This is a genomic window from Herbaspirillum sp. 1130, assembly GCF_017833835.1.
GTDB lineage: Bacteria > Pseudomonadota > Gammaproteobacteria > Burkholderiales > Burkholderiaceae_D > Herbaspirillum > Herbaspirillum huttiense.
Map to the genome: position 1 here is coordinate 501,549 of NZ_JAFICQ010000004.1, position 21,992 is coordinate 523,540.

Here is a 21,992-nt window from a genome sequence, read left to right on the forward strand (position 1 = left end):
CCCGGGCATGAAACTTGCACTTGCATGACGCTGAACGCAGCCGCCGCTGGCTGAGGGAAAGCAGACAGCGCGCACTCCGTTCGCATCGTCCATGAAGGTGCATGGCAGACCGGCTCCCGCGCCGTCTGCACGCAGCAGCACCCCAACCCGGTACCACCGCTCTTCCGCCACCGGCCCGTGCGGAAGGGCAGCGTTAAGAGGTTAACATGCTCAACACTGTCCATGCGCTCAGTCTGGAGCCCTTGTATCGTCGCCGCGTTTTTCACTCCACCCGCAAGGTCGACTGTCACGCCCAGGTCGCCAACGAACTCGCGGAACATGACCTGTTCTGGAAGGGCGACGATGTCGATACCGTGCTCTTCAAGGCGGCAATCCAGCAGTTGCAGATCTTCATGCTCAAGTATGGTGCCGAGGTCGTCGTGCGGCCGCGCCTGTTCAATGGTTTTGCGCTGGTCCACATGACGCTCTCGGGCAGCGCCGAGATCGAATCCGATGGCCGCAAGGTGTGCATCCCGCAAGGCCATACTGCGCTGATTGCACCAAAGAAGAATCTGCGCCTGTGGTGGCAGGCGGGCTCCGAGCAACTGATCCTGAAAGTGCCGCTGGCCCTGTTCGAGGAATTGCGTGCGGTCGGCCAGCGCGGGCCGATGGAGGTTCCCTCGGTGTTCCTGCTGCCGCAGCAGGCCGCGCCTTATTGGGACTTGCTGATCCAGTCGCTGCTGCGCGTGCTGGCCCTGCCCGGCCAGGGCGCAGGACAGGGAGAATGGGTGCAGCACTTCGAACGCAGCGCTGCGCAATTCCTGCTCTCGCAACTGACGTCCACGGTGGAGCCCGTGCATGCCGCCAGCAGCGGTCAGCGTGCGGCCAGCGAATCGGCCGACAGCCTGGTCGGTGCCGGCAAGCTGCAGCGCCTGGACATGCTGGAGCGCTACATCCGCAGCCGCCTGTGCGCGCCGCTGGCGCTGGCCGACCTGGCCGGTGCGGCCGGCGTGAGCGTGCGCGCGCTCAATGCGCTGTGCCACCAGCAATATGGCGTGGCGCCGATGGACCTGCTGCGCAACATCCGGCTCGATGCCGTGCGCGAGCGCCTGCTCACGCATCCCGGTGCCAACATCACCGATACCGCCTTCGAGTTCGGCTTCGGGCATCTGGGACGGTTCTCGGCTTACTATCGCGAGCGCTTTGGCGAATTGCCCAAGCAGACGCGCAGCGTCACGCGCTGATTTCGGGGCGCGCCGGACTATGCACCGGCCCCCTCGACCATGGCATCGACACGGTGTCGTTTTTTCGTTCCTGCACCACGCCACGGCATTCTCGCGCGCGCTTGCACCAGCGCGCAGCAAGGCTCACAGCGCCTGCCTCTCCTGTGAAAAAAGCGGACAAGCCTGCGGCTGCAGGAGGCAAGCGGTAGCTATTTTTTGGTCAATTCCTTCAGCAAGATCGTCGCAACAAACACTGGCATGCGCGTAGACACGTACATCGCCTGTCGAGAAATTCATTCGCGCTTGTTACCGGCACGCTTCAGGATCTGCGCAGCCGCCATTGCGGCGTGTACAGCCCCGAACACACAATCGACAGCAAATGGGGGATGAACATGAAGAACTTGTTCGCACTCAGCTGGCAGACTCCATGGCCTGCATCCATTCCCTGCAGGCCGCCAGCGCCGAGGGCTCGCCCGCCGCGATGGCGTGCTGGAGTTCGACGCTGCGCGCTGCCAGGTCATCCAGTCCCATGGCTTGCAGCCCGCCCTGCAGGCGATGCAGGATGCGCAGCACGCGTTCATGCTCGCCGCGCTCGATGGCCTGCTGCAGCTTCTCTTTTTCCGCCGGCCAGCTCTGCCGGAAAGCCTCCCGCACTACCCGTTCAAACGGATCAACCGGCACCGTCTGCACTGACGGCACTGACTGCACCGATGGCGCAGGCACCGTGCGCACCAGGCGCGCCAGGATCTCCTGCATCTGCTGCAGCGAGGCCGGCTTGGTCAGCAGGGCATCGAAGAGCGCCTGCGGCCATTGCCCCAGACTGCCCGGCCCCGCCGCCGTGGTGGCGATGATGCGGGCGTGCGGCTGCTGCTCGCGCACGCGCGTGGCCAGCGCCACGCCATCCAGACCGGGCATGCCGAGATCGGTGATGAGCACATCGGCCGGGTGCGCCTGCCATTGCGCCAGTGCATCCAGACCATCGCGGGCCAGCCGCGGAGAGGCGCAGCCCAGCGCCTGCAATTGTTGCTGCATCAAGGTCAGGTTCACATAGTCATCCTCGACCACCAGCACGTCGAGTCCGGCGGCCACACTGACGAGTTCTGCCACCGGATGCGGCTCCACAGCAGCAGGCTGGCTGGCCAGCGCGCGCAGCCAGTCGTGCCGGTCGAAGGCGCTGACCTGTTGCCAGCCAGGCGCAAGACTGGCGCGCATGGCCACGTCAGGACAGATCAGCACGGCCGGCACGGACTGGTGTTGCGTGCAGGCGATGAAATCATCCACGCAATCCGGTGCGACCAGATGGATCACAGCGCCGGGCGCACTGGCGCTGTCACGCCGCGCTGCACCCCACGCGGCGAGATAGTCGCGGAGCGTGGCTGCCATGTCCGCATCGTGACAATGCAATGCCACCGTCTTGCCTGCCAAGGGGCGCGAGACCGGCAGCGTGCCGCCTCCCTCCACCAGCGCCAGCGTGATTTCCGCACCGAAGACGCTGCCCCGGCCCGGCTCGCTGTCGAGGGTGATATCGCCTCCCATCAGCTCGGCCAGGCGGCGGCACAGCGACAAACCGAGACCGGTGCCGCCGAAGCGCTGGCTGATGCTGTCATCGGCCTGTTGCAGCGACTTGAAGATGCGTTGCCGGGCACTGGGCGAGACGCCAATGCCGGTATCGCTGACGTCGAAGCGCACCACCATGCGCGCCGGTTCGCGGCGCAGGAGCCGCACCGACAAGCGGATACGCCCCTGCGCCGTGAACTTGACGGCATTGCCGACCAGGTTGTGCAGGATCTGCATCAGCCGCCGCGGATCGCCCAGCACCGGTGCTTCCAGTGCCACGGCGGGCAGGCAGGAGAAGGCCAGTCCCTTGTCCAATGCCAGCGGTGCGAACAGCTGCGCGCACTCTTCCAGCAAGTCGTTGAGCTGCAGCGTTTCCGAGGCCAGCGTGATGGATTGCGATTCGATCTTGGTGATGTCGAGGATGTCGTTGACCAGCCCCATGAGCATGTCGAAGGCATGACGGATCAGCTCAATGCGTTGCCGCTGCGGCAACGACAGCTCTTCCCGCGCCAGCAGCTCCATATGCCCGATGGCCCCATGCAGGGGCGTGCGGATCTCGTGGCTGACCTGGGCCAGGAACATGGACTTGGCCTGGTTGGCGCGGTCGGCCATGCTCTTGGCTTCGCGCATGAGGGCTTCGTGCGCCTTCTGCATGTTGAGATCGATCATGCCCAGCAGCAGCACATCCTGGCCCGAGAAGCGGGTGCGCGACCAGACCGCGCCCAGATGGCTGATGCCGCCATCGCGCAGCGGCAGTTCGGCTTCGATCATGGCCTGGCGCAGATTGTCGCCGACCCGCACTGCGGTGAGGATCTGCGCGTAGAAGGCCGCGCAGGGCAGCGCCGACTGCTCCAGCATGCGCGAGGCCACCGCATTGCGCAGTACCACTTCGCCGGAGCCGGGCGCATAGACGGCGATGCCGACCGGCAGGGTATCGATGATGGTCTGGCTGAACTGGCGGCTCTCCACCATGGCCAGCGCCTTCTTCTGCAGCGGCCCGATCACGCAGCGGTCGAAATACAGGGTAGCGACCCAGACGAAGAGCAACGCAAACAAACCCCAGACGGCCCCCGTCGTGAAGTCGCCCTGCAAGCCGGCCAGCACGTCGCGCCAGGTGAAGGTGAGCACCACCACCCACTCCGGCCCCTCGATGGTCTGGGCAATGAAGAAACTGCCGTCATCGTGGAAGTGGCCGACGTGATCGTGCGGATCGGTGGCATGCCGCACATGCTCCTGGATGTGGCGCATCAGCAGCGGATTGACGTGCGGATCGGGGCTGCTCAGCAAACGTGTGCTGCCCTTCCCTTCAAACACCATCAGGCCGGGCATCTCTTCGTTCTTCATGAAGAACTGGCGAAACTGGCTGGCCGGCACCGAGAACACGGCCGTTGCCTGATCGCCCTTGTCCAGCGCAATGCGCACGGCCAGCCGGGTCACGGCCGAGCGCTGCAGCGGTGCGCTCAAGGCCGGACTCATCCACAGCACGCGCTGCCCGGTGCTGCCCTGGGCGCGCGCCGCCCGTTCGCGCTCGGCGGCGAAGGCCGCATCGACCGGCGCGCTGATGGCGCTGATGTAGGGCGAGATGCCGAGCCGGCGTACCTCTTGCTCTTCCGCGCCGGATAGCGGCGGCGAGACCGCCAGGAAGCCGGCCTCGGCGGTATAGATGAAGCCGTCCAGCGTGACACCGGGCTCGGCCGGATTGAACATCGGCAAGGCCGAGGCCTGCCGCAGCAGGAGCAGCAGCGTGGCCAGGCGCAGGCGGTCGGCGGCGGTGTCACCGCGTATCACGAGGGAAAAAGGCACCACCGTCAGACTCTCGGGACTGCGGGTGATCTCGCCGGGATCCACGCGCTCGCTGTAGGTATCGAGCACCATCAGTTCCTTCTTGTAGAGATGCTGCAGGCGGGCATACATCTCGGCGAACTGGACCACCCGCGCGGTGAGGCGATCGACCTCGGACTTGATCTGCTCGCGCTTGCTGGTGAAGCTGCCGATCTGCCGTTCGCGGAATTGCGTGAAGGCGCTGTAGCCCAGAAACATCACCGCGCAGACGATGGCTACCGACAACAGCGTGGCGCAGCCATACAGGAGCCGGCGATAGTAGCGCTCCGACAGGGCAAGGATCTGGCGCGGCATCGCGGCTCTCAGTGGCCCAGGTTCTGGAAGATCCGGCTCAGTTCGACGTCATTGCTCACCCCCAGCTTCTTCATGGCCGCCACCTTCTGGTTGCTGATGGTCTTGGGACTGCGGTTGAGGCGCTCGGCGATGTCGCTGATGGACATGCCCTGGCAGATCATGCGCGCCACCACCAGCTCGCGCTCGGACAACTGGGCCAGCCCGGTCTGGCGTGCGTTGACATTGAAGAGACTGCCCAGCAAAGCCGACTACAGCGACTGCGGCAGATAGACCTGGCCGTGATGGACGCTGCAGACGGCTTGCGGCAGGTTGACGAAATCACTGCGGTTCTTGCCGATGAAACCGGCCGCCCCCAGCTCCAGGGCGCTGGAAATGATCTGCGGCTGGGCATGGGCACTGAGGAAGATCACCTTCATCGCCGGATGCTGGCGGCGCAGGCGCTTGAGCAGGTCCAGCCCGTCGGCCTGGGGGTCATCATCAAAGGCATAGTCGCACAGCAGTACGTCCACCGGATCGCGCTCCAGGCAGCTCATCAGCTGCGCGATGCTCTCGGCCGAGAAGGCCAGCGCCAGGTCGGCGCAGGTGGCCAGGATGGCTTCGATGCCCCGCAACACGACCGGATAATCATCTGCGATCCCGACCCGTATCAATGTCCCCTTGGTCGCCATGTTGGCATTCCCTTTCCGCGCTGCTCAGTTGGTGGCCGCCTGGCCCCGGCGGCGCTGCATCTGCCGGAAGAACTCCGGCATCGCCAGCGGCCTGGCGAAATAATATCCCTGGAAGCGCCGCACCCCCATCCGGCGCAAGCGCTGCCACTGCCCCCGGGTCTCGATGCCTTCGGCGGTGACGGTCGCATCGAACTCGGCGGCCAGGCTGACGATGGTTTCGATGAGGCGACTGTACAGGGAATTGCCCTGCATGGCAGCAACAAACGATCGATCGAGCTTGAGGCAACTGACGCGGCCACAGGCCAGCTGGTGCAGGCGCGCGTCGCCGATGCCGAAATCATCCAGGGCGATGGCGATATCGGCCCGCTCGCACTGGGCGAACAGGCGGCGGCAGCGCTCCGGTCCGAGGTCGGCACCGCGCTCGGGCATCTCGATCATCAGCTGCAACTGCGGCCACGGCAGGCGGCGCAGCAGGGCCTGGCACTGGGCCACCAGCGACTCGCCCCGCAACTGCTCACCACAGGCATTGAAGGACAGCACGAAGGGCTGCCGCAGGCAGGCGGGTGCGCTGCCCCACGATGTGCGCACCTGCTGCAGCATCTGGCGCGTGGTGGCGGCCAGCAGGCCCTCCTCGGACAAGCGCTCCAGAAAAACCGATGGTGCCAGCACACCGGCGTGCGGATGCTGCCAGCGCATCAGGATCTCGGCCCCCTGCCAGTCGCCGTCCTCGCCGACGATAGGCTGCAGGAAGGGCTGGAACTGACGGCGACGCAAGGCCAGCAGCAAGTGCCTGCGATCCATGGGCGGGACGGCGGCAGAGTGGGCGCAATGAGCGGCGGCATGCATGGGAATTTCCTTCATGGCAGGTTGGGCGGCATCAGGGACCTTGCGTGCTCGCTGGATCGCCCGTCGTCATCGATGAGCTGGAAGCTCAGGCGCGGCTGCTGCCACGGCAGGGTGGCATCGTCCACGGGCAGCACGAAGACCTGTTCGCCATAGGGCGGTGCCATCTGGTCGGGAGCCGCGCGCGGCACCAGTTCGCGGCGACCGTCGCTGACCCGCAGGCTGGCAAGGGAAGCAAAATAAGGGCTGTCATTGCGGCAGACCAGGACCCATTGCCCGGCTTGCCATTGCAGCCGGAAGTGCAGCGCATCGCTCCACTGCGGCCCCGGATCGGCAAGGCCGGGGGGACGATGGAACACCTTGATCTGGGTGTTGAGCCCGAGCAGCAAGCGCGGCGCGCTTGCCTGCGGCGCATCCGCCAGCAGGGGGATCTCGTAGAGATTGAGCCAGAACACCGATTCGCGATCGGTCGGCAGCGGCTCGCCGGTGGTCAGCACCCGGACCTGGCCGATGGCCTGCGGCGACAGCCGCTGTACGGCAGGCAGGACGAACAGCGCAGACTGGACCGTGTCCGGTGCCTGGCTGCCCTCGCCCTGGTCCACCCAGCTCTGCAGCACCACCGCATGCGGATTGGTATTGGCCAGGCGCAGGCTGAGTTCGCGCGCTCCCTGGCTGAAGACCAGGCGCGTGCGCTCGGGCATGACCCCGGCCTCGGCACGCATGCAGCAGAGCAGCATGGACAGCAGCAGCCAGCGTGCCAGCCAACCGATCCGGCAGCGGCTCATTGCGGCGCTCCCGGTAGGCGCGGTTGTGCGGCCTCTGCCGGCAGGAACTCGGCACGGCGGGGTGCGGCCACACAGGCCGCTTCCAGCCGGATCAGCTCCTGCGCCAGATCCTGCCCCTGCAGATCGTAGCGCGCGGAACAACGCTCCTGCTGGCCGTCGCCCCAGCGCACCAGCAGCTCGCCCTGCAGCTGGTCGGTGCGCAGATAAGCCTGGCTGCCCTGCCCGACCATGCCGATCACGCCGCCTTGCGCATCGAGCACATCGGCTCCCATCGGCAAGGGCGAGGCGCCGTCGCGTTGCAGGCGAATCAGCAGGGCATGGCCGGTGCGCGTCCTGAAACTCAGCTTGAGCGTGGCACCGGCATACGGGATGACGGTACGCTGGCTTTCCAGCAATTCGGTCTTGTGGCGCTTGCCGCTGGCCGCCAGTTCGACCACGTTGCGATGATAGGGCGAGAGCGAGGGCAGCAAGGCGTAGCCGTGGCTGTCGATTACCGCCCCCTGGCCGTTGAAAAGGCGCGCACCTTCCGCCCCCTTGGCTTCGATCAGGGCAAAGGTATCGCCCAGATAGGGACCGAGGGTGATACCGCCGGCATGCACGGCGAGCGCACCGCGCACGTTGCCGGCCGCCTGCCAGTAGTCGCGCCCGTGCGTGAGATTGAGATTGAGGTTGGCCTTGGGAAAACGCGCGCCGAGGTTGCCGTTGACGCTGTCCTGCTGGCCGCCCGGCACATGGCTGGCCCCCACGCTGTAGCTGAGCTGGCGCTCGCCCGCCAGCATGCCGGACACCTGGGTCTGATAGAGGTCCTGGTCCGCCGCCCGGACCACCGACGTACTGGCGACAGGCCGCTCACCGCCCTCGCGCCCCAGCGGGATCGACAACGACAGCATCAACGAGGAGCCCGGTTGCGCCACCGCTGCCAGCCGCCCGTCCAGATCATTGGCGGTCCGGGCCACACTGCTGACCTGCTGCCGCTGGAAGGCGAGGTTCAGGCTCACGCCGTTGCGCCACAAGGTCGAATACCCGAACTGCAATTGCGTGATGCGGCTGCGGTCATGGTGGAAGGTCTGGGTCAGGCCGGAGAGATAGAGCGAGCCCAGGCTCCCCAGTTGCTGGCTGAGCGAGAGATCGATGCGCGAGTGCTGCTGATAGCTGGTGGAACTGGCCAGCGAAGAGAATCCGGTACGCCGCACCTGGCGCTCGCTGATCACGTCGGCCAGTTCGCGGTAACCGGACGTGGAGTAGCGATAGCTGGCGATGGAGAACTGCGTGCCGGTGACATCGAAGGCCCGTGAATAAGATACGCCCATCATCCAGCCGCCACGCGCACCGCCCCCCGTGTCGGCATGCGAATAGTTCAGCGACAGGCCCAGCGAACCGGCCGGCCCGGCCAGGGTGGTGCCCAGCACCGCCGACTGGTATGCCGGCGCCAGGCGTAGTCCGAGGCTGCCGGTCATGCTGTTGTTCAGCCCGCGCTGGTAGAGCGCATCCACGAACGGCAAGCTGCTGTCGGTATCGCGGGTCCGGCCCAGTGTGACGCTGTAACGCTCACTGCCAGGCCGCATCGATTCCGGCAGCGCCGAGTAAGGCACGCTGAAGCGGGATCGGGTGCCATCGGCCTCGACGACGGTCACATCGAGATCGCCGTTGTAGCTGGTCGGATACAGATCGTCGATCACGAAACTGCCCGGAGCGACGGTGGTGCGGTAGATATCGCGCCCCTTCTGGCTGACGATGACCTGAGCGTTGCTGCGCGCAGTGCCACGAATGACCGGCGCATAGCCGCGCTGCGAATCGGGCAGCATGCGCTCGTCCGAACTCAGTTCCAGTCCCTGGTAGGCCAATCCCGACAGCAGCTTGCCGGAGGTATAGCTCTGGCCCACGGTCAGTTCGCTGGTCCAGTCGGGCAAGGCGCGGCGGGCATAGGTGCGCACCGGATTCCAGCGCAGTCCGCTGCGGCTGTCATAGCCCAGGCTGCCTTGCTGGCGCAAACGCCACAGGCCCAGGTTCACGCCGCTGTTGGTAAAACCGTAGACCGAACTGCTACTGGCCTGGGCGGTATGGGCGTAATACTGGCTGATGCTGTAGTTGAGGAAACCCATGCTGTCACCGGCATCGTAGAGCGCGGGATCGATGTAGCCCCGTGCGACATGGTTGCGTTGCGCCTGCGGCAGGCTGACATCCAGCCGCAGGCGTGAGAGATCGAACACGGCCTGCGCCCCGGGCGCCAGCTCGTCGATGCGGGCGCACTCGCGCTGGCCCAGCTGCGCGACCAGATCCTGCCGCAGGTCGAGCAAGACGGCGTCCTCGGCCTTGAAGCAGGCCGCCGCGCCCATCCCTTCAACCAGGTAGAAGCGCAATGCGCGGCGGTGGCTGTAGCTGCCATTGACAAACACATCCACACTGTAGATGCCGGGCTCGACATTGCCCACGCGATTGAAACGTGACAGGCTGCCCTTGTTGATGGGCGAGGCCATCTCCAGCGATTCCAGAAATCGATAGCTGTTCTCCGCCGGGCCGGCCACGGCCACCGGCCAGGCCAGCAGCCCGGCTCCGAGCGACAGGACAGACCGGGCCACACGCCGCAGAGGCGAGGGATGCACACTCACCGTGATCACCTCACTGCACGGGATAGTCGCGCGGCACTTCCACACCCACATCGTTGAGCAGACGCAGACGCATGCGCATGCCTGCACGGTCGGCCGGCACATGGTCCAGCGGCCAGCGCAGTTCCTGGAAAGGCTGGATCACCGTGGTCCTGGCCAGCGCTTGCGCCTGGTCACCCAAGACCAGATCGGCCTGTTGCACCATCAGGTGATAGCCACTGCCGTTGCGCACCACCATGCTGGCCATCCCGTCGCTGCTGTCGATGGCGAAGGAAAGCGCGGCGGGTGCGCGCGCCGCATCGGCCTCGCTGGCCAGGGCGGGGGGACGATAGAAGACTTTCATGCGGCTGCGCACGGTCAGCACCAGCTGATTGTCGTTGACCGAATCGGCCTTGAGGGCCGGTACCTGCAGGAAATTCAGAAAGAACAGCGACTCGCGGTCCTGCGGCAGCGCTGCGCCGATGTAGGAGAGCCGCACCACCTGGCCGCCATGCGGCTCGATGCGGAATACCGGCGGAATCACCAGGAAGGGCGAGGCCTGCCCATCGGGCCGGCCGGCGTGTCCATCATCCAGCCACAACTGGACCAGATTGGGATGATCGTCAGGGTTGCTGAAGCGCAGCACCTGCTCGCCGGCGTCGGCCGGATAGATGACGCGCGTACCGAGCATGGTCACGCTGGCGCTGGCGTGCGCACTCAGCAGGAAGACCAGCAACATGAGGAGACCTGCGCGCAAGCTTGTTCTGTTCATGGCAAAAACGGGGATGCGCCGCCGGGAGCTATCCCGGCAGCGACAGGGGTGAGACCAACGGGGAAACGGAAGTCCGCGCCCGGACAGGCGCATCAGAAGTAGTCGAGGGCGTACTGCACCGAGCCAATCACGGAGCCCGCTTCGGCCGCGCCGCCTTCGGCGACGTAGCGTACTGCAAAGGTATGAGAAGCACTGGTACCGCCGGCGGCGATCTCCAGCCCCTCGACCGACACGCCGCTGCCCCCCACCAGGCTGATCGGATCGCCGCCGACGCTCTTGCGCAATTGCAGCGCCACGTTCTTGGCGCTGCCCAGGTTGGGAATGTTGTTGCCGCTGGTGGCGGCGCTGGCCAGGAATTGCGTCTTGATCTTCAGTTTATCGGTGGCCGATGCCGTGCAGCCACTGACACTGACCACGAAGGGCGTCTCGCCCGCCGAAGTGCCTGCCGCCGCGAGGTCGCCGGTGGCCACCGTGGGCAGCAGCACCACTGGATTGGCCGCGCCGTCAACCATCACCTGGCAGGTCTGGCTGTTGACCTGGCCACGGAAATTGATGGTACTGCCTGCCGCCAGCACCACCGACGGCGAGACCAGCAACAGAATTGCGAGATGCTTTTTCATTTTTACCCCCAAGGAGAATTCGGTCGATCCACGAAGAATGCCGACGCCAACCGATGCGTCCGGCACCAGACGAATCATAGGCAAGCAGGTGGCGCAGCAGAATCGGCGCTCCCCCAAGCAGCCGTTGGCAATCGCTGATTCAGCAATGGGCAAAATCCCAAACGCGGGCATCGCCGCACAATGGGATTTGGCCCATGAACATTGCAGAGCTGGCCCATGTCGCGCACAGGTGCGCTTGCGCGAACATGCAGGGCTTCCCATCCTTGCCGGAGTTTTCCCTTGTCTGCTCGCCCGCCCGATCACGCCAGGCCCGGCGTACCTTCCCCCCGGGTCCTGCCCTGCCCTTTGCACCTGCTGCTTGCCTTGCTGGCGCTATGCCTGCTGTCGGTCCCGGCAGAGGCCATCTGCAAGCGCAACAATCGCATCGCCTATCCCTTTACGCCCTTGAGCGATGGCGGCTCGGCCCAGTTCTGGTTCGGCCGCATCAATCTCGCCAGTACCGTCCTGCAGCCGGCCGGCACACTGCTGGGAAGTGCGGTGGCGACGGCCGCTGAGGCCTCCGGCATCAGCGGCGATACGCTGCTGTGGACCTGTGATCTGGCCGATGCCGGACAGATATCCGAAGTGTTTTCCACCAATGGCGATGACCGCGTGGGCGGATTTGCCGAGATCGGCACGCAGGATGGCTTGCCGGGCTTCTACCGCACCTGGTTTCCCGGTGTGGCGATCCGGCTCACGCATCTGCGCTCAGGGAAGGTGTTTTCGCGCTATTACCAATCGGCCCGTCTTGAGAACTACGACGTCGATGAAGCCAGCAAGAAGATCCTGATCCGCGCCAGGCATCTCAGTCCGGTCAAGGCAGAGATCGCCCGTGTCTCCGATCTCAGCCCCGGCACCGGCACCAGCAACTGGTGCGGCGATCGCCCGAACAACCGGCTGCAGACGGCCGTTCCCTACCGCTGTCTGCAGCCCAATGGATACCTGATGTTGCGGGGTCCGGGGTACAACCGCGCCAGCGGCGACATGGATGATGATGGTGAAGATCACGCGACGCGCTTCCTCTTCTTCGGTGCCGCCAACGGCATCGCCTTCGGCATGCGCCAGGCGGCCACCCTGAGCGTGCTGCCCTCGTGCGTGGTGCAGAACGTGACGCCGGAAGTGGTCTTTCCGACGATCTCGGAAGAGGAACTCAGACAAGGCGAGACACGGCAAGTGGAATTCACGCTGGCCTTTCGCTGTGACGAGGGCGTCAATACCCGACCGCCGAACACCGCCGGCACTGACGACAACCAGACTGCCTTTGGCATTCAGGTCTCACCGGGCGCACTGGCCGCAGCGCGGCAGCTGGGGTATGTCAATCAGGATCAGGGCGTGCGGTATCTGCTCTCGGACTACTACGGCCTGGATCCTTCTCTGGCCAAGGGTGTGGGCATCAGCCTGAGCGACAGCGACAGCCAGCAGCCGATGCAATTCCTCAGCTCGCCGCTGGCCGGACAAGGACTATCCAGACCGCTGCCAGCGGGTCGCAACGCCGGGTGGTATCGGCTCGACGCCAGCAATGCATCACGCTGCCTGCCGCCGGAACCTGCTGCCCCCGCGTATCAGTTCACGGTGGAAAAGCGGCTGACCGCTACGCTGCAAAGGCTGCCAGGGCAAGCCGTGGCAGCGGGACGGGTGTTTGCAACCGCCTATGTGATCGTCAAGGTGCAGTAAAGAAGGCGAGGAGACGATCTGGATGGACTCAATGCTGCCCCTCCGGACTGGCCGGGCCGCTTTTCTGATCAAGGCTGATGTGTTCGAGTCCCTCGCGTTCTTCATTGGCATTGCCCAGCCATTGCCACAGGAGGTCTTTCTCGCTGATGCCGGGACGCTGACGGATGACATCCGGGAAGGGCATGCCCTTTCTCAGATACACCTGGCGATCCCAGCGGTTGAAACTTTGATGTTTGGGATGATCTTCCGGTAGATAGGGTCGCCAGATGCCGCTGTGCGGACAAGGCGAATGGCTGCGGTAGCGGCGCTCGGTCTGGGGAATCTCTGCGTAACGCGCAACACGTCTTCGTACTCGGGGATCTTCGAGCACCGGCGGCGGCGCGGCGAGGTCGACCGGCATGCCAAGGTAATGAAACTGGATGCGGCCGTCCTCATCCTGCAAACCGGCGCGGCTGCGATCAAACAGTTCTCCCTGTTCATAACGCAAGGGCAGTTGTTCGGCGTTCCATGTGCGGTGGCGCTCCGTGATGGGGCGCATCAGGCGGGCCTGCCAGTACCCTGTTTCCGGAGCTGCGGTAGTTTCGAATTGCGGTGCATTCTGTCTCTGTGGCTGCGTCGGCAATTGCTGGCCATCCGGGATCCGTGCACGGCCGGTGCGCAGCCAAGCTGGATCGGGTATAGGGGGTGTAAGCCCTGCAGGCTTCTGCAAGATTGCCCTGGCAGCCTCAAGCAAAGTCTTGCGATCACCATTCCACATGGGCAGCTTGGCCGGAGGAAGGGGAAGTACCTTGTCGAGATTGGGGAAACGCAGGTCGGGGTTGCGCTGGAGTGCATCGGAGAAAATCCTGTAGCGGTCTTCACGGGCCTTGTCGATACCGATAGCGGACAAGGGTTTTCCATGACGGAAAGCACTAGCCAAAAAGATCGCTGACATATAGCTACCGAGCCTTATGCCTTCCTGAAGAACAATCCGGGCACGATCATTGTCCTGATCAAATTCCACGTTATCGCCAACACTCGCGCCACCAAGATTGAATGCTGCGTCGGCATTGCCTTGATTCAGTCCGCATTCCAGCATCCTGCGCGCGATGGTGCGGTTACCCCAGAATGCTGGCGGGCTGTCATAGAGCGCATCCAGTTTTCCTCCCAAATACGCGAGCGCGCTCGGACTGCCCATCTCTGCAGCCAATTGCCAAAACGCATAGGCACGGCTGGTGTCTTGCCTCACACCTATTCCCTGTTGGTGGTAGGTGCCCATGACATCAAAGGCAGAGGGAAACCCCATCAACATGGCCCGTTCTATCAACAGCACTGCCCGTTCAGTATCTCGTTTCACACCTTGTCCGTGTGTGTAGGCGCTGGCCAGATTCAGCATGGCTTTCCAATGGTTTCGATCAGCGGCCTTTTCCCATAGAACTGCCGCTCCAGCATAGTCACGCTGATTCGGCCACAGAGACGGACTGGTCAGGGCAAGTCCTTCTTGAAACCATTGCTCTGTTTCTTCGTCGATTTGTGGAAGAACGTCATCCTCATAGCGGCAGCTGAAATCGCTGCGGTGAGGATCAAATGCTTTTAAGGACATGTTACGCGGCAAATTTTTCATCGGATAAGCACTCGTGTTGAGAAGAAGCATGCTTAAAACCAGCGTCTTAAAAAGATAGTTCATCATGAAACTTAGGCCAATCGAGTTCTGCTCACGCGCTCATCCCTGAAGGGGAAAAGAAAGCCGATCGGTGGTCCGCCAACATTTCTGTCAAAGGCGTTCGCTTTCATCAGCTCCATCCAATCTTCAAACGTGTCGGCGATCTCCCTCGGACTTCCCCCACCTCCATCCAGCATCCCTGCCGTATGCCTCCCCCAAACATGCCTCCTGACCTCCGCACTCAACACCGGGTCATCACAAGCCACGTTCATCTCCGCATCCACTGCCATCGATCGCAAATTCAGATTCGCGCTGCCCACCGTCAACATCGCGTCGTCAATCACCATCAGCTTGCTGTGGATGTAGATCTCGCGGTACCGGTCCGCCATCGTCGGTGCCACGCCCTCCTTCAGCGGCGCTCGTCCTCGCCAATCATGGTCATAAGTCCATAAGGCGCCGACCAAGGTGCGTATGCCCAAACCATCCAGTTCCCGCGCCACGTCTTCTTTGCTGCCCACGGCAGCGGCACTTTGTCCAAGCGTGCCGCTCTTGTCCTCTTCCACCAGCTTGTCCTGATTCGGCATGGACTCCCCATGACCTAATGAGCGCACCGCGTCATACGTACGCGGCACCATCTGCGGCAGTTCCGGCGTCGGCATCACCACCATCACGTGAAGGTTGGGCAGATCGTCCACGCTCTGCCCCGCACGCTGCCACCATTCCATGAACTTGCGACGATCCTCCTTGATCTGCCGCACCCACGGCTCGTACTGGAAATACTGGTTTTCCACATACAGGTAATGACGTGCAAAGCTGCTGGCTTGCCGATACAGCCGTTGAATGCTCTTGTCATATTCTTCCGGTTGAGTGCGGATGATCTGCGCATTGACGCTGCGTTCACCCTTCAGTGCGGCACATAGTCCCGGCGGTGGCTGGTGTACGTCGTGCGTGCGCGTGAGCGGCTTTCCTTTACCTTTTGCCCGATTCCAGGCATCCGTAAAATTCTTGCTGATGCTGACCAGCGCCTCGCCTTCGATGCGGCAAGCGTAATCCTGATAGGGCTTCAATCCGGGACGGCCATCTTCCGTACGCCCTTCCCATCCTTCGCCACGACGCGGGTCGTGATACAGGTGTGCCTCCGTATCCCAATAATCGGTAACGGCATTGAGGCCCATCACATATCCCACGGCCTGCGCTCCGCCCTCGCATTCGTAATCGATCAGGATGCTCTTCTGATGATCGGTGGCCACCAGCACCATCCCCGCCGTCTCCAGAAAGCTGCGCTTGCCCGCCTCCTTCTCCAGGCTGCCCCAAACTGCACGCATGTCGCCATCGCGCACCCGCAGACTCAGATTCGGAATGGCGCCCGCTTCTGCCGCGCGATACCAGCTTGCGTTGAACACTTCACGCCGATCACGCACGGCCACAGGATCCGGCATGCCGCCCGCATCAGGCCGGATCACGCTGGCTTCGCCACGCATCGGCCCCTGCCTCTGTTCATAGTCGCTCGGCTGCTGATAGCCCGGCATGTTGTGCGCCAGTGCGCTACCGATCACGCCATACCACGACAGCAAGCGCACCTGCACCGGCTTGCCCTCGTTGTAGCGGCCCGCTGCCACATCGCGCAACAAATCACCCCAGGTCTCACCACGTGGCCAGGGTCCCGTGCCCCGTTCCAATTCCATGGCCGGATCGAAGCCCCAGCAGATGATCTCGACGCTGTCTTTTGCGCGGCGGATGTCGTCGCAAATCCGTGCAAACGCCTGCTCCCCGCAATACAGCATCTGCAGCCGGTTGCAGCGATGGATGGGACAGTCCTTGTCCTGTGCGCTTTCCAGCAACCATTGCGCGCTGCCACGGCTGCGAGGATGCGCCCGGCTGAGCGGTACGGTGCTGGCATATTGAGTAGTACTCATGAACTCTCTCTGGTGAAGTGCATCAAGATCGGGAAAGAGAAAACGCGCCGCTCACCCCTCACGCAACTCGCGGTTGCGCTCGCGGTCCCGGGCATCGCCCTCGCGGGCGCGATAACCTCGTGCTGCCAGTTGTGCGTCCATATCGTCCAGCCGCGCCCTGACCGGCAGCTCAAAGACATGGCCGTTGCTGAGCCTGACCTCATAGCTGGCCGTCTCCTCGTCCGTCACCGTAATCAGCACCTGGCCGTAGGCATCGGTCACACCCTCGGCGACCCGGTTGCCAGCTTTGAAGAGCTGATAGGGCTCATGCGCAAAGACCTTGCCCTGCACGGCGTGCGAGGTCAGCACCAAGGCCAGCCGCCGCTGCTGCTTCAATTCGTCCAGGGCGGGAGGATCCGGCAAGACCGGGACCGGCCCGTTGACCGGCCCGTCATGCGCATACCCGGCGGCATGGGCTCGCCATTGGCCCGACGTACTCTGTTCGATACCGCCGGCGTGCCAGCGCATGACGCTGCCGCCGCCATTGATGACGACCTCTTCCTTGGCCTCGATGCTGATGCGATTGGCCGTCTGCGTAATGTTCAGACGCGCAAGAATGTTGACGCTCGCGGCAAGCGCGGAAACGTCGATGTCGCAGGCTGCGGCGACCAGCTTCATGCCCGCCTTGCAAGCGAACAGGCGCACCGCCTCGCGCACGCTGACCAACAGGCTCTTGCCGGCACTCAGGCTGGCATGGCCACCGCTGCTGATGGCCGTGTGCTGCTGGCTCAACAGATGCGTCGACCCTGCGGTGGCGGTCTCGATGCCCGCCGGACTGGCCAGTACCAGATGCGGAGCCAGAAATGCCGGAACACCTTCTTCCAGCACCGCCCCCTTGGTCTGGCCCGCAATCGCAGCGCACTGCTGCTGCAGGATTTGTGCGACGTTCTCCTGCTCGCCCGCCATTTGTGCGCCAGCCTGCACGGCCGCCTGCCCCAGTTCGGCCTGCCATTGGCCGCCTCGTTGCAGATCGGCCGTGGTCTCCTCCATCGCGGTGATCTGCCCCTCCGTTTCTGCGCACGCATGCGTCGTGAGCAACAGACCGCGTTGCGCCCGCAGCGCGCCGTGGCCATCGCTGCGCAATTCAAAGCCCTCGCCACGCGCCTCCTTGCGCCCCGCATGTCCCTCGATGCGCGTCAGATGACCCAAACTGAGCTGGCTGGCCAGATGATCACTGCGGATCTGGACCTGCATGCGCTCGCAGCTGTCATCGAGAATCACGTGATTGCTGCGGCCACCGGCCGCATTGCCGCCCTCCGGCGTCAGCTCACGGCTGCGCAATCCGCTCAAGGCTCGCTGCTGCGGCAATTCCCATGGTGGCATGTTGTCCTGGTTGTGGACGCAGCCGGTGACCAGCGGATGATCCGGATTGCCATCCAGCCACTGCACCACCACCTCCGAGCCCACACGCGGATGCGAACTCCAGCCGCTGTGCGCACCCGCCCAATGGGTGGCCACACGGATCCAGCAACTGCCACTGCGTGCGCGATCCCAATGGAAGCGCACCTGGATGCGTCCATACGCATCGACGTGCAAACTCCCCTGCCCTTCCGGCCCGACCACGGTCGCCGTCTGCAATGCCAGCAGCGTAGTGGATTGGCTGTCAAAGCCCGGGCCCGGCCGCCAGGGCGTGTCCCACGGCAGGCAACGCAGACGGTTCGCGTAGCTCGCCGGCACATCCGCATCCTGCAGGTAATTGTTGCTGGCCTCATGGACCACCTCCAGGATCACGAACTGCGGATCGCCAGCCTTCGCGTGAAAATGCTCCAGCAGCCGAAATCGGCGCCCCGGCGCCACTTGCCGGTGCTTGCCCTGCGCCTCGAAAAGCAGGCTGCCGGCCTCGATCTCCTCCATGCGCCGGCGGGCCAGCCGGTCGCCCTCCAGGAAGGTGCGAAAGCCATCATGACCGGTGTACTGGTGGATCTCCTTGCGTGCGATCTCGCCCTGTTCCACCACCGTCATGATCTCCACATGACGCGGCGATGGCTGCTTGAAATCGAACCCGCTCACCGCCACTTGCGCAGTCGTCCCCTGCTGCACGACCTGCCATTGCGCGATGGCGTCTTCGTCCTCGGCACCCCCTTCGCTGTGGAAGCGAATGTCCGCAGAAGCCCCCTCGATCGCCTCCGCGCGGGTACTGTCATCGCAGATCACCAGCGTATGGCCCTGCGCCGTATGCTCGTACCAGTAGCAATAGCCTTCGGCCTCCCAACGCCGGGCGAGGTAGTTGTGGTCAGTCTCTTCCCACTGCGTGCAGAGTGCGCTCGGAACCTCCTCCTCGCTTACCTCCCAGCGCCAGTGCGCCAAGCCGGCATAGTCCCGCAAGATCGATTCGGTCTGCTGTTCAATGGTCTGGTCATGGAACAGCCGGCAGTTCCGCCGCAGATGCGCGTAATGCAACCATGGCACCAGCACCGCTTCATAGAAGGCAATCCCGCCATCGGTCCTCACGAAGCGAAACGACATGACATGCCCGGTGAAAGGACGCAGGCTCCCGTCGGCCGTCACCAAGGACACGCACAGCAGCTTGCCCAGCAGACAGGTCAACGGAATCGCGGCCTCGTCGCTGAGCAGCTCCAGCACGAAACGAAAATCGCGCGACATCGCCTCGCTGCCCTCGAAGCGGTTGATCACCAGCGCACAGGCAGGCGCATCGTCATGCGGAAAGGAAAGTCGCAGCAGGCGACGGGACTGCGGCTGCCGCAGCAGCGAATCGAAGAGGCTCATGAGCAGGCAGCACCAGCGAGATGAACGAGCGCGCCAGTATCGGCGTGTCGCCATTGGCCGACACGGATCGCCGCGATCTTTGCAGTGACTGCCGAAACTATTCGATGCCAATGACAAGCGCACCATAGGTCGCATGACATCCAGCACAACTGCCTTGCTGCCTGCGAATCAGTACATCGTCACCAGCATCGGCATTGGCCTCGGCTGCATATGCTTATGAGAAAACATTTCTTGGCACCGGATGCAGGCTCGCGCTAGCGTGGCGCTTGGGCTTCCCCCTGCTTTGCGCATTCCATCCAAGACAAAGAGAGACAACATGCCAGACAACCCACAATGGAAATTCGAAACCCTCTCCGTCCACGGCGGCTACGATCCTGACCCGACCACGCGCGCCGTGGCCGTGCCGATCTACCAGACCGTGGCCTTCGCCTTCGACGATACCCAGCACGGTGCCGACCTGTTCGACCTGAAGGTCCAGGGCAACATCTATTCGCGCATCATGAACCCGACCCAGGACGTGCTGGAAAAGCGCCTGGCCGCACTCGAAGGCGGCATCGCCGCGCTGGCCCTGGCCTCCGGGCAGGCCGCCGTGACCTACGCGATCCAGACCATTGCCGAAGCAGGCGACAATATCGTCTCGGCCTCCACCCTGTATGGCGGTACCTACAACCTCTTCGCCCACACGCTGCCGCAGTTCGGCATCCAGACGCGCTTCGCCGATCCGCGCCAGCCGGAGTCCTTTGCCCCGCTGATCGATGAGCGCACCAAGGCCATCTTCATCGAATCCATCGGCAACCCGCTGGGCAACGTCACCGACATCGCTGCCGTGGCCGAGATCGCGCATCGCCATGGCGTCCCGCTGATCGTGGACAACACCGTGGCCACGCCCTATCTGCTGCGTCCCTTCGAGCATGGGGCCGACATCGTGGTCCACTCATTGACCAAATATCTCGGCGGGCACGGCACTACGCTGGGCGGCGCCATCGTGGACTCGGGCAAGTTCCCGTGGGCCAAGCACAAGGAACGCTTCAAGCGCCTCAACGAACCCGACGTCAGCTATCACGGCGTGGTCTATACCGAGGCGCTGGGCGAGGCTGCCTACATCGGCCGTGCGCGCGTGGTCCCGTTGCGCAATACCGGCGCCGCGCTCTCCCCCTTCAACGCCTTCCAGATCCTGCAGGGCATCGAAACCCTGTCACTGCGGCTGGACCGTATCACCTCCAATGCGCTGGCCGTGGCGCAATACCTCAAGCGTCACCCGAAGGTACGCTGGGTCAACTATGCCGGGCTGGAAGATCATCCCGACCATGCGCTGGCGCAGAAGTATTTCAAGGGCCGCGCCTCGGGCGTGCTGACCTTCGGCGTGGCCAATGGCCGCGACGGCGGCGCGCGCTTCCAGGATGCGCTGCAACTGTTCACGCGGCTGGTCAACATCGGTGACGCCAAGTCACTGGCTACACATCCCGCTTCCACCACCCACCGCCAGCTGTCGCCCGCCGAACTGGAGAAGGCGGGCGTCACCGAAGACACGGTGCGCCTGTCCATCGGCATCGAGCATATCGACGATCTGCTGGCTGACCTGGAACAGGCCTTGCAGTCGGCGTGATCTGATCGGTCCTTCAACAAAAAATGGCTCCGCATGCGGAGCCATTTTCGTTTCAGGCAGTGGACAAATCAGGCGGCCTGCTTCTCCGCTGCCCGTTGCTGCAGACGCTGTGCCACCAGCTCACGCGTACGCGGGATCAGTTCACGGCCATAGTCGATGGCATCTTCCAGCGGGTCGAAGCCACGGATGAGGAACGTGGTCACGCCCAGATCGTAGTAATCCAGCAGCGCCTCGGCCACCTGCTCGGGCGTGCCGACCAGTGCGGTGGAGTTGTAGCGCGCACCGGTCTCCCTGGCAATGGCCGTCCACAGGCGCTTGTCGACCCGGTCGCCCTTCTCGGCGGCAGCCAGCAGACGGCGCGCGCCTTCGCTCTCTTGCGGTCCGGTGTAGGCCGGATGGCGCGTGCCATTGCCCGAGCGCAGGCGGCGCGTCTCATCGAGGATGCGTTCGGCACGTGCCCAGGCCTGCTCTTCGGTGGCCGCCAGGATGGGGCGGAAGGACACCGAGAAACTGATCTCGCGTCCATGCCGTGCTGCTTCTGCGCGCACGCGTCCGGTCAGGTCGCGCACCTGCTCCAGCGATTCGCCCCACAGCGCATAGACATCGGCATGGCGGCCGGCCACCGGAATGGCGGCCTCGGAGGCCCCGCCGAAGAAGATCGGGAGTTGCGGCTGCTGCAGCGGCTTGACTTCAGAGAACGCCTGCTCGAAACGATAGTGCGCACCCTGGTGATCGAAGGGCTTGTCGGCAGTCCACACCTGGCGCAGGATCTGCAGGTATTCATCGGTACGGGCATAGCGTTGGTCATGATCGAGGTAGTCGCCGTCACGGCGCTGTTCGATGTCGGAGCCGCCCGAGATGATGTGCACGCCCAGCCGTCCGCCGCTGAAATGGTCCAGTGTCGCCAGTTGGCGTGCCGCCAGCGTGGGCGCGACGAAACCGGGGCGATGCGCCAGCATCAGCTGGATGCGCCGGGTGGCGGCAGCTACTTGCGCGATGGTAAGGATGGCATCCGGGCCGTTGGAATGATACGGCACCAGCACCCGGTCAAAGCCGGCCTCTTCGTGGGCGCGCGCAAAGCGCAGCAGGTAGTCGGTATCGATGGCCGGCCCGACCGAGGGATGGATCTCGGAGTTCTTGTGGGTGGTGACCATGCCGATGAAATTGACGCTCATGTTGGA

Annotated in this window: 13 protein-coding genes and 1 pseudogene; 3 read left to right on the plus strand and 11 right to left on the minus strand. The window is 64.0% G+C overall.

Annotation, left to right across the window (positions count from 1 at the left end):
- The first annotated feature begins 206 nt into the window (after positions 1-206).
- Positions 207-1,223, plus strand: coding sequence for an AraC family transcriptional regulator (locus JOD78_RS20160; protein ID WP_121043456.1), 1,017 nt, complete (start codon positions 207-209; stop codon positions 1,221-1,223).
- Between the two features lie 390 nt (positions 1,224-1,613).
- Here the strand turns inward: JOD78_RS20160 and JOD78_RS20165 are convergent, their stop codons facing one another.
- From JOD78_RS20165 to JOD78_RS20195, 7 genes and pseudogenes are all read right to left on the minus strand, one after another.
- Positions 1,614-4,895, minus strand: a complete 3,282-nt coding sequence (locus tag JOD78_RS20165; RefSeq protein ID WP_209567471.1) for a hybrid sensor histidine kinase/response regulator — start codon at positions 4,893-4,895, stop codon at positions 1,614-1,616.
- Positions 4,896-4,903: 8 nt separating this feature from the next.
- A pseudogene (locus JOD78_RS20170) lies at positions 4,904-5,563 on the minus strand (response regulator transcription factor).
- Positions 5,564-5,587: 24 nt separating this feature from the next.
- Complete coding sequence (locus tag JOD78_RS20175; protein ID WP_121043462.1) at positions 5,588-6,409, minus strand: EAL domain-containing protein; 822 nt, start codon at positions 6,407-6,409, stop codon at positions 5,588-5,590.
- A gap of 11 nt (positions 6,410-6,420) precedes the next feature.
- The gene (locus JOD78_RS20180) at positions 6,421-7,191 is read right to left on the minus strand and encodes a molecular chaperone (RefSeq protein ID WP_121043465.1); all 771 of its coding nucleotides are present in this window, start codon (positions 7,189-7,191) and stop codon (positions 6,421-6,423) included.
- Positions 7,188-9,800: a fimbria/pilus outer membrane usher protein gene (locus JOD78_RS20185; RefSeq protein ID WP_348534275.1), complete on the minus strand. Its 2,613-nt coding sequence runs from the start codon at positions 9,798-9,800 to the stop codon at positions 7,188-7,190. The genes JOD78_RS20180 and JOD78_RS20185 overlap by 4 nt, the downstream gene beginning before the upstream one ends.
- Positions 9,801-9,810: 10 nt before the next feature.
- Complete coding sequence (locus JOD78_RS20190) at positions 9,811-10,515, minus strand: molecular chaperone (protein ID WP_121043471.1); 705 nt, start codon at positions 10,513-10,515, stop codon at positions 9,811-9,813.
- Positions 10,516-10,640: 125 nt separating this feature from the next.
- Complete coding sequence (locus JOD78_RS20195) at positions 10,641-11,168, minus strand: fimbrial protein (RefSeq protein ID WP_209567475.1); 528 nt, start codon at positions 11,166-11,168, stop codon at positions 10,641-10,643.
- Positions 11,169-11,447: 279 nt separating this feature from the next.
- Between JOD78_RS20195 and JOD78_RS20200 the strand changes: the two genes are divergently transcribed.
- Positions 11,448-12,881 carry a fimbrial protein gene (locus JOD78_RS20200; RefSeq protein ID WP_227022746.1) on the plus strand — a complete coding sequence of 478 codons (1,434 nt, stop codon included), beginning with the start codon at positions 11,448-11,450 and terminating at the stop codon, positions 12,879-12,881.
- Positions 12,882-12,909: 28 nt separating this feature from the next.
- Here JOD78_RS20200 and JOD78_RS20205 read toward each other — a convergent pair whose 3' ends face one another.
- From JOD78_RS20205 to JOD78_RS20215, 3 genes are read right to left on the minus strand one after another with little or no spacing between them, the layout of a single operon-like run.
- Entirely contained in the window at positions 12,910-14,550 is a 1,641-nt protein-coding gene (locus tag JOD78_RS20205) for a tetratricopeptide repeat protein (protein WP_227022745.1), read from the minus strand.
- A gap of 5 nt (positions 14,551-14,555) precedes the next feature.
- Positions 14,556-16,439 carry a phospholipase D-like domain-containing protein gene (locus tag JOD78_RS20210; protein ID WP_134136683.1) on the minus strand — a complete coding sequence of 628 codons (1,884 nt, stop codon included), beginning with the start codon at positions 16,437-16,439 and terminating at the stop codon, positions 14,556-14,558.
- Positions 16,440-16,490: 51 nt separating this feature from the next.
- Positions 16,491-19,331: a type VI secretion system Vgr family protein gene (locus JOD78_RS20215; protein WP_245202216.1), complete on the minus strand. Its 2,841-nt coding sequence runs from the start codon at positions 19,329-19,331 to the stop codon at positions 16,491-16,493.
- 190 nt (positions 19,332-19,521) lie between these two features.
- On the opposite strand from JOD78_RS20215, the gene JOD78_RS20220 reads away from it, so the two are divergent.
- On the plus strand, positions 19,522-20,811 hold the full coding sequence (locus JOD78_RS20220; RefSeq protein ID WP_039784211.1) for an O-acetylhomoserine aminocarboxypropyltransferase/cysteine synthase family protein: 1,290 nt from the start codon (positions 19,522-19,524) through the stop codon (positions 20,809-20,811).
- Between the two features lie 68 nt (positions 20,812-20,879).
- On the opposite strand, the gene JOD78_RS20225 is transcribed toward JOD78_RS20220, so the two are convergent.
- Entirely contained in the window at positions 20,880-21,986 is a 1,107-nt protein-coding gene (locus tag JOD78_RS20225) for an LLM class flavin-dependent oxidoreductase (RefSeq protein ID WP_204725913.1), read from the minus strand.
- Positions 21,987-21,992 lie beyond the last annotated feature (6 nt).

Coding starts and splice junctions, on each gene's coding strand:
- JOD78_RS20160 (WP_121043456.1), top strand. CDS start 207: ATGCTCAACACTGTCCATGCGCTCAGTCTGGAGCCCTTGTATCGTCGC.
- JOD78_RS20165 (WP_209567471.1), bottom strand. CDS start 4,895: ATGCCGCGCCAGATCCTTGCCCTGTCGGAGCGCTACTATCGCCGGCTC.
- JOD78_RS20175 (WP_121043462.1), bottom strand. CDS start 6,409: ATGCATGCCGCCGCTCATTGCGCCCACTCTGCCGCCGTCCCGCCCATG.
- JOD78_RS20180 (WP_121043465.1), bottom strand. CDS start 7,191: ATGAGCCGCTGCCGGATCGGTTGGCTGGCACGCTGGCTGCTGCTGTCC.
- JOD78_RS20190 (WP_121043471.1), bottom strand. CDS start 10,515: ATGTTGCTGGTCTTCCTGCTGAGTGCGCACGCCAGCGCCAGCGTGACC.
- JOD78_RS20195 (WP_209567475.1), bottom strand. CDS start 11,168: ATGAAAAAGCATCTCGCAATTCTGTTGCTGGTCTCGCCGTCGGTGGTG.
- JOD78_RS20205 (WP_227022745.1), bottom strand. CDS start 14,550: ATGATGAACTATCTTTTTAAGACGCTGGTTTTAAGCATGCTTCTTCTC.
- JOD78_RS20210 (WP_134136683.1), bottom strand. CDS start 16,439: ATGAGTACTACTCAATATGCCAGCACCGTACCGCTCAGCCGGGCGCAT.
- JOD78_RS20215 (WP_245202216.1), bottom strand. CDS start 19,331: ATGGTGCGCTTGTCATTGGCATCGAATAGTTTCGGCAGTCACTGCAAA.
- JOD78_RS20220 (WP_039784211.1), top strand. CDS start 19,522: ATGCCAGACAACCCACAATGGAAATTCGAAACCCTCTCCGTCCACGGC.
- JOD78_RS20225 (WP_204725913.1), bottom strand. CDS start 21,986: ATGAGCGTCAATTTCATCGGCATGGTCACCACCCACAAGAACTCCGAG.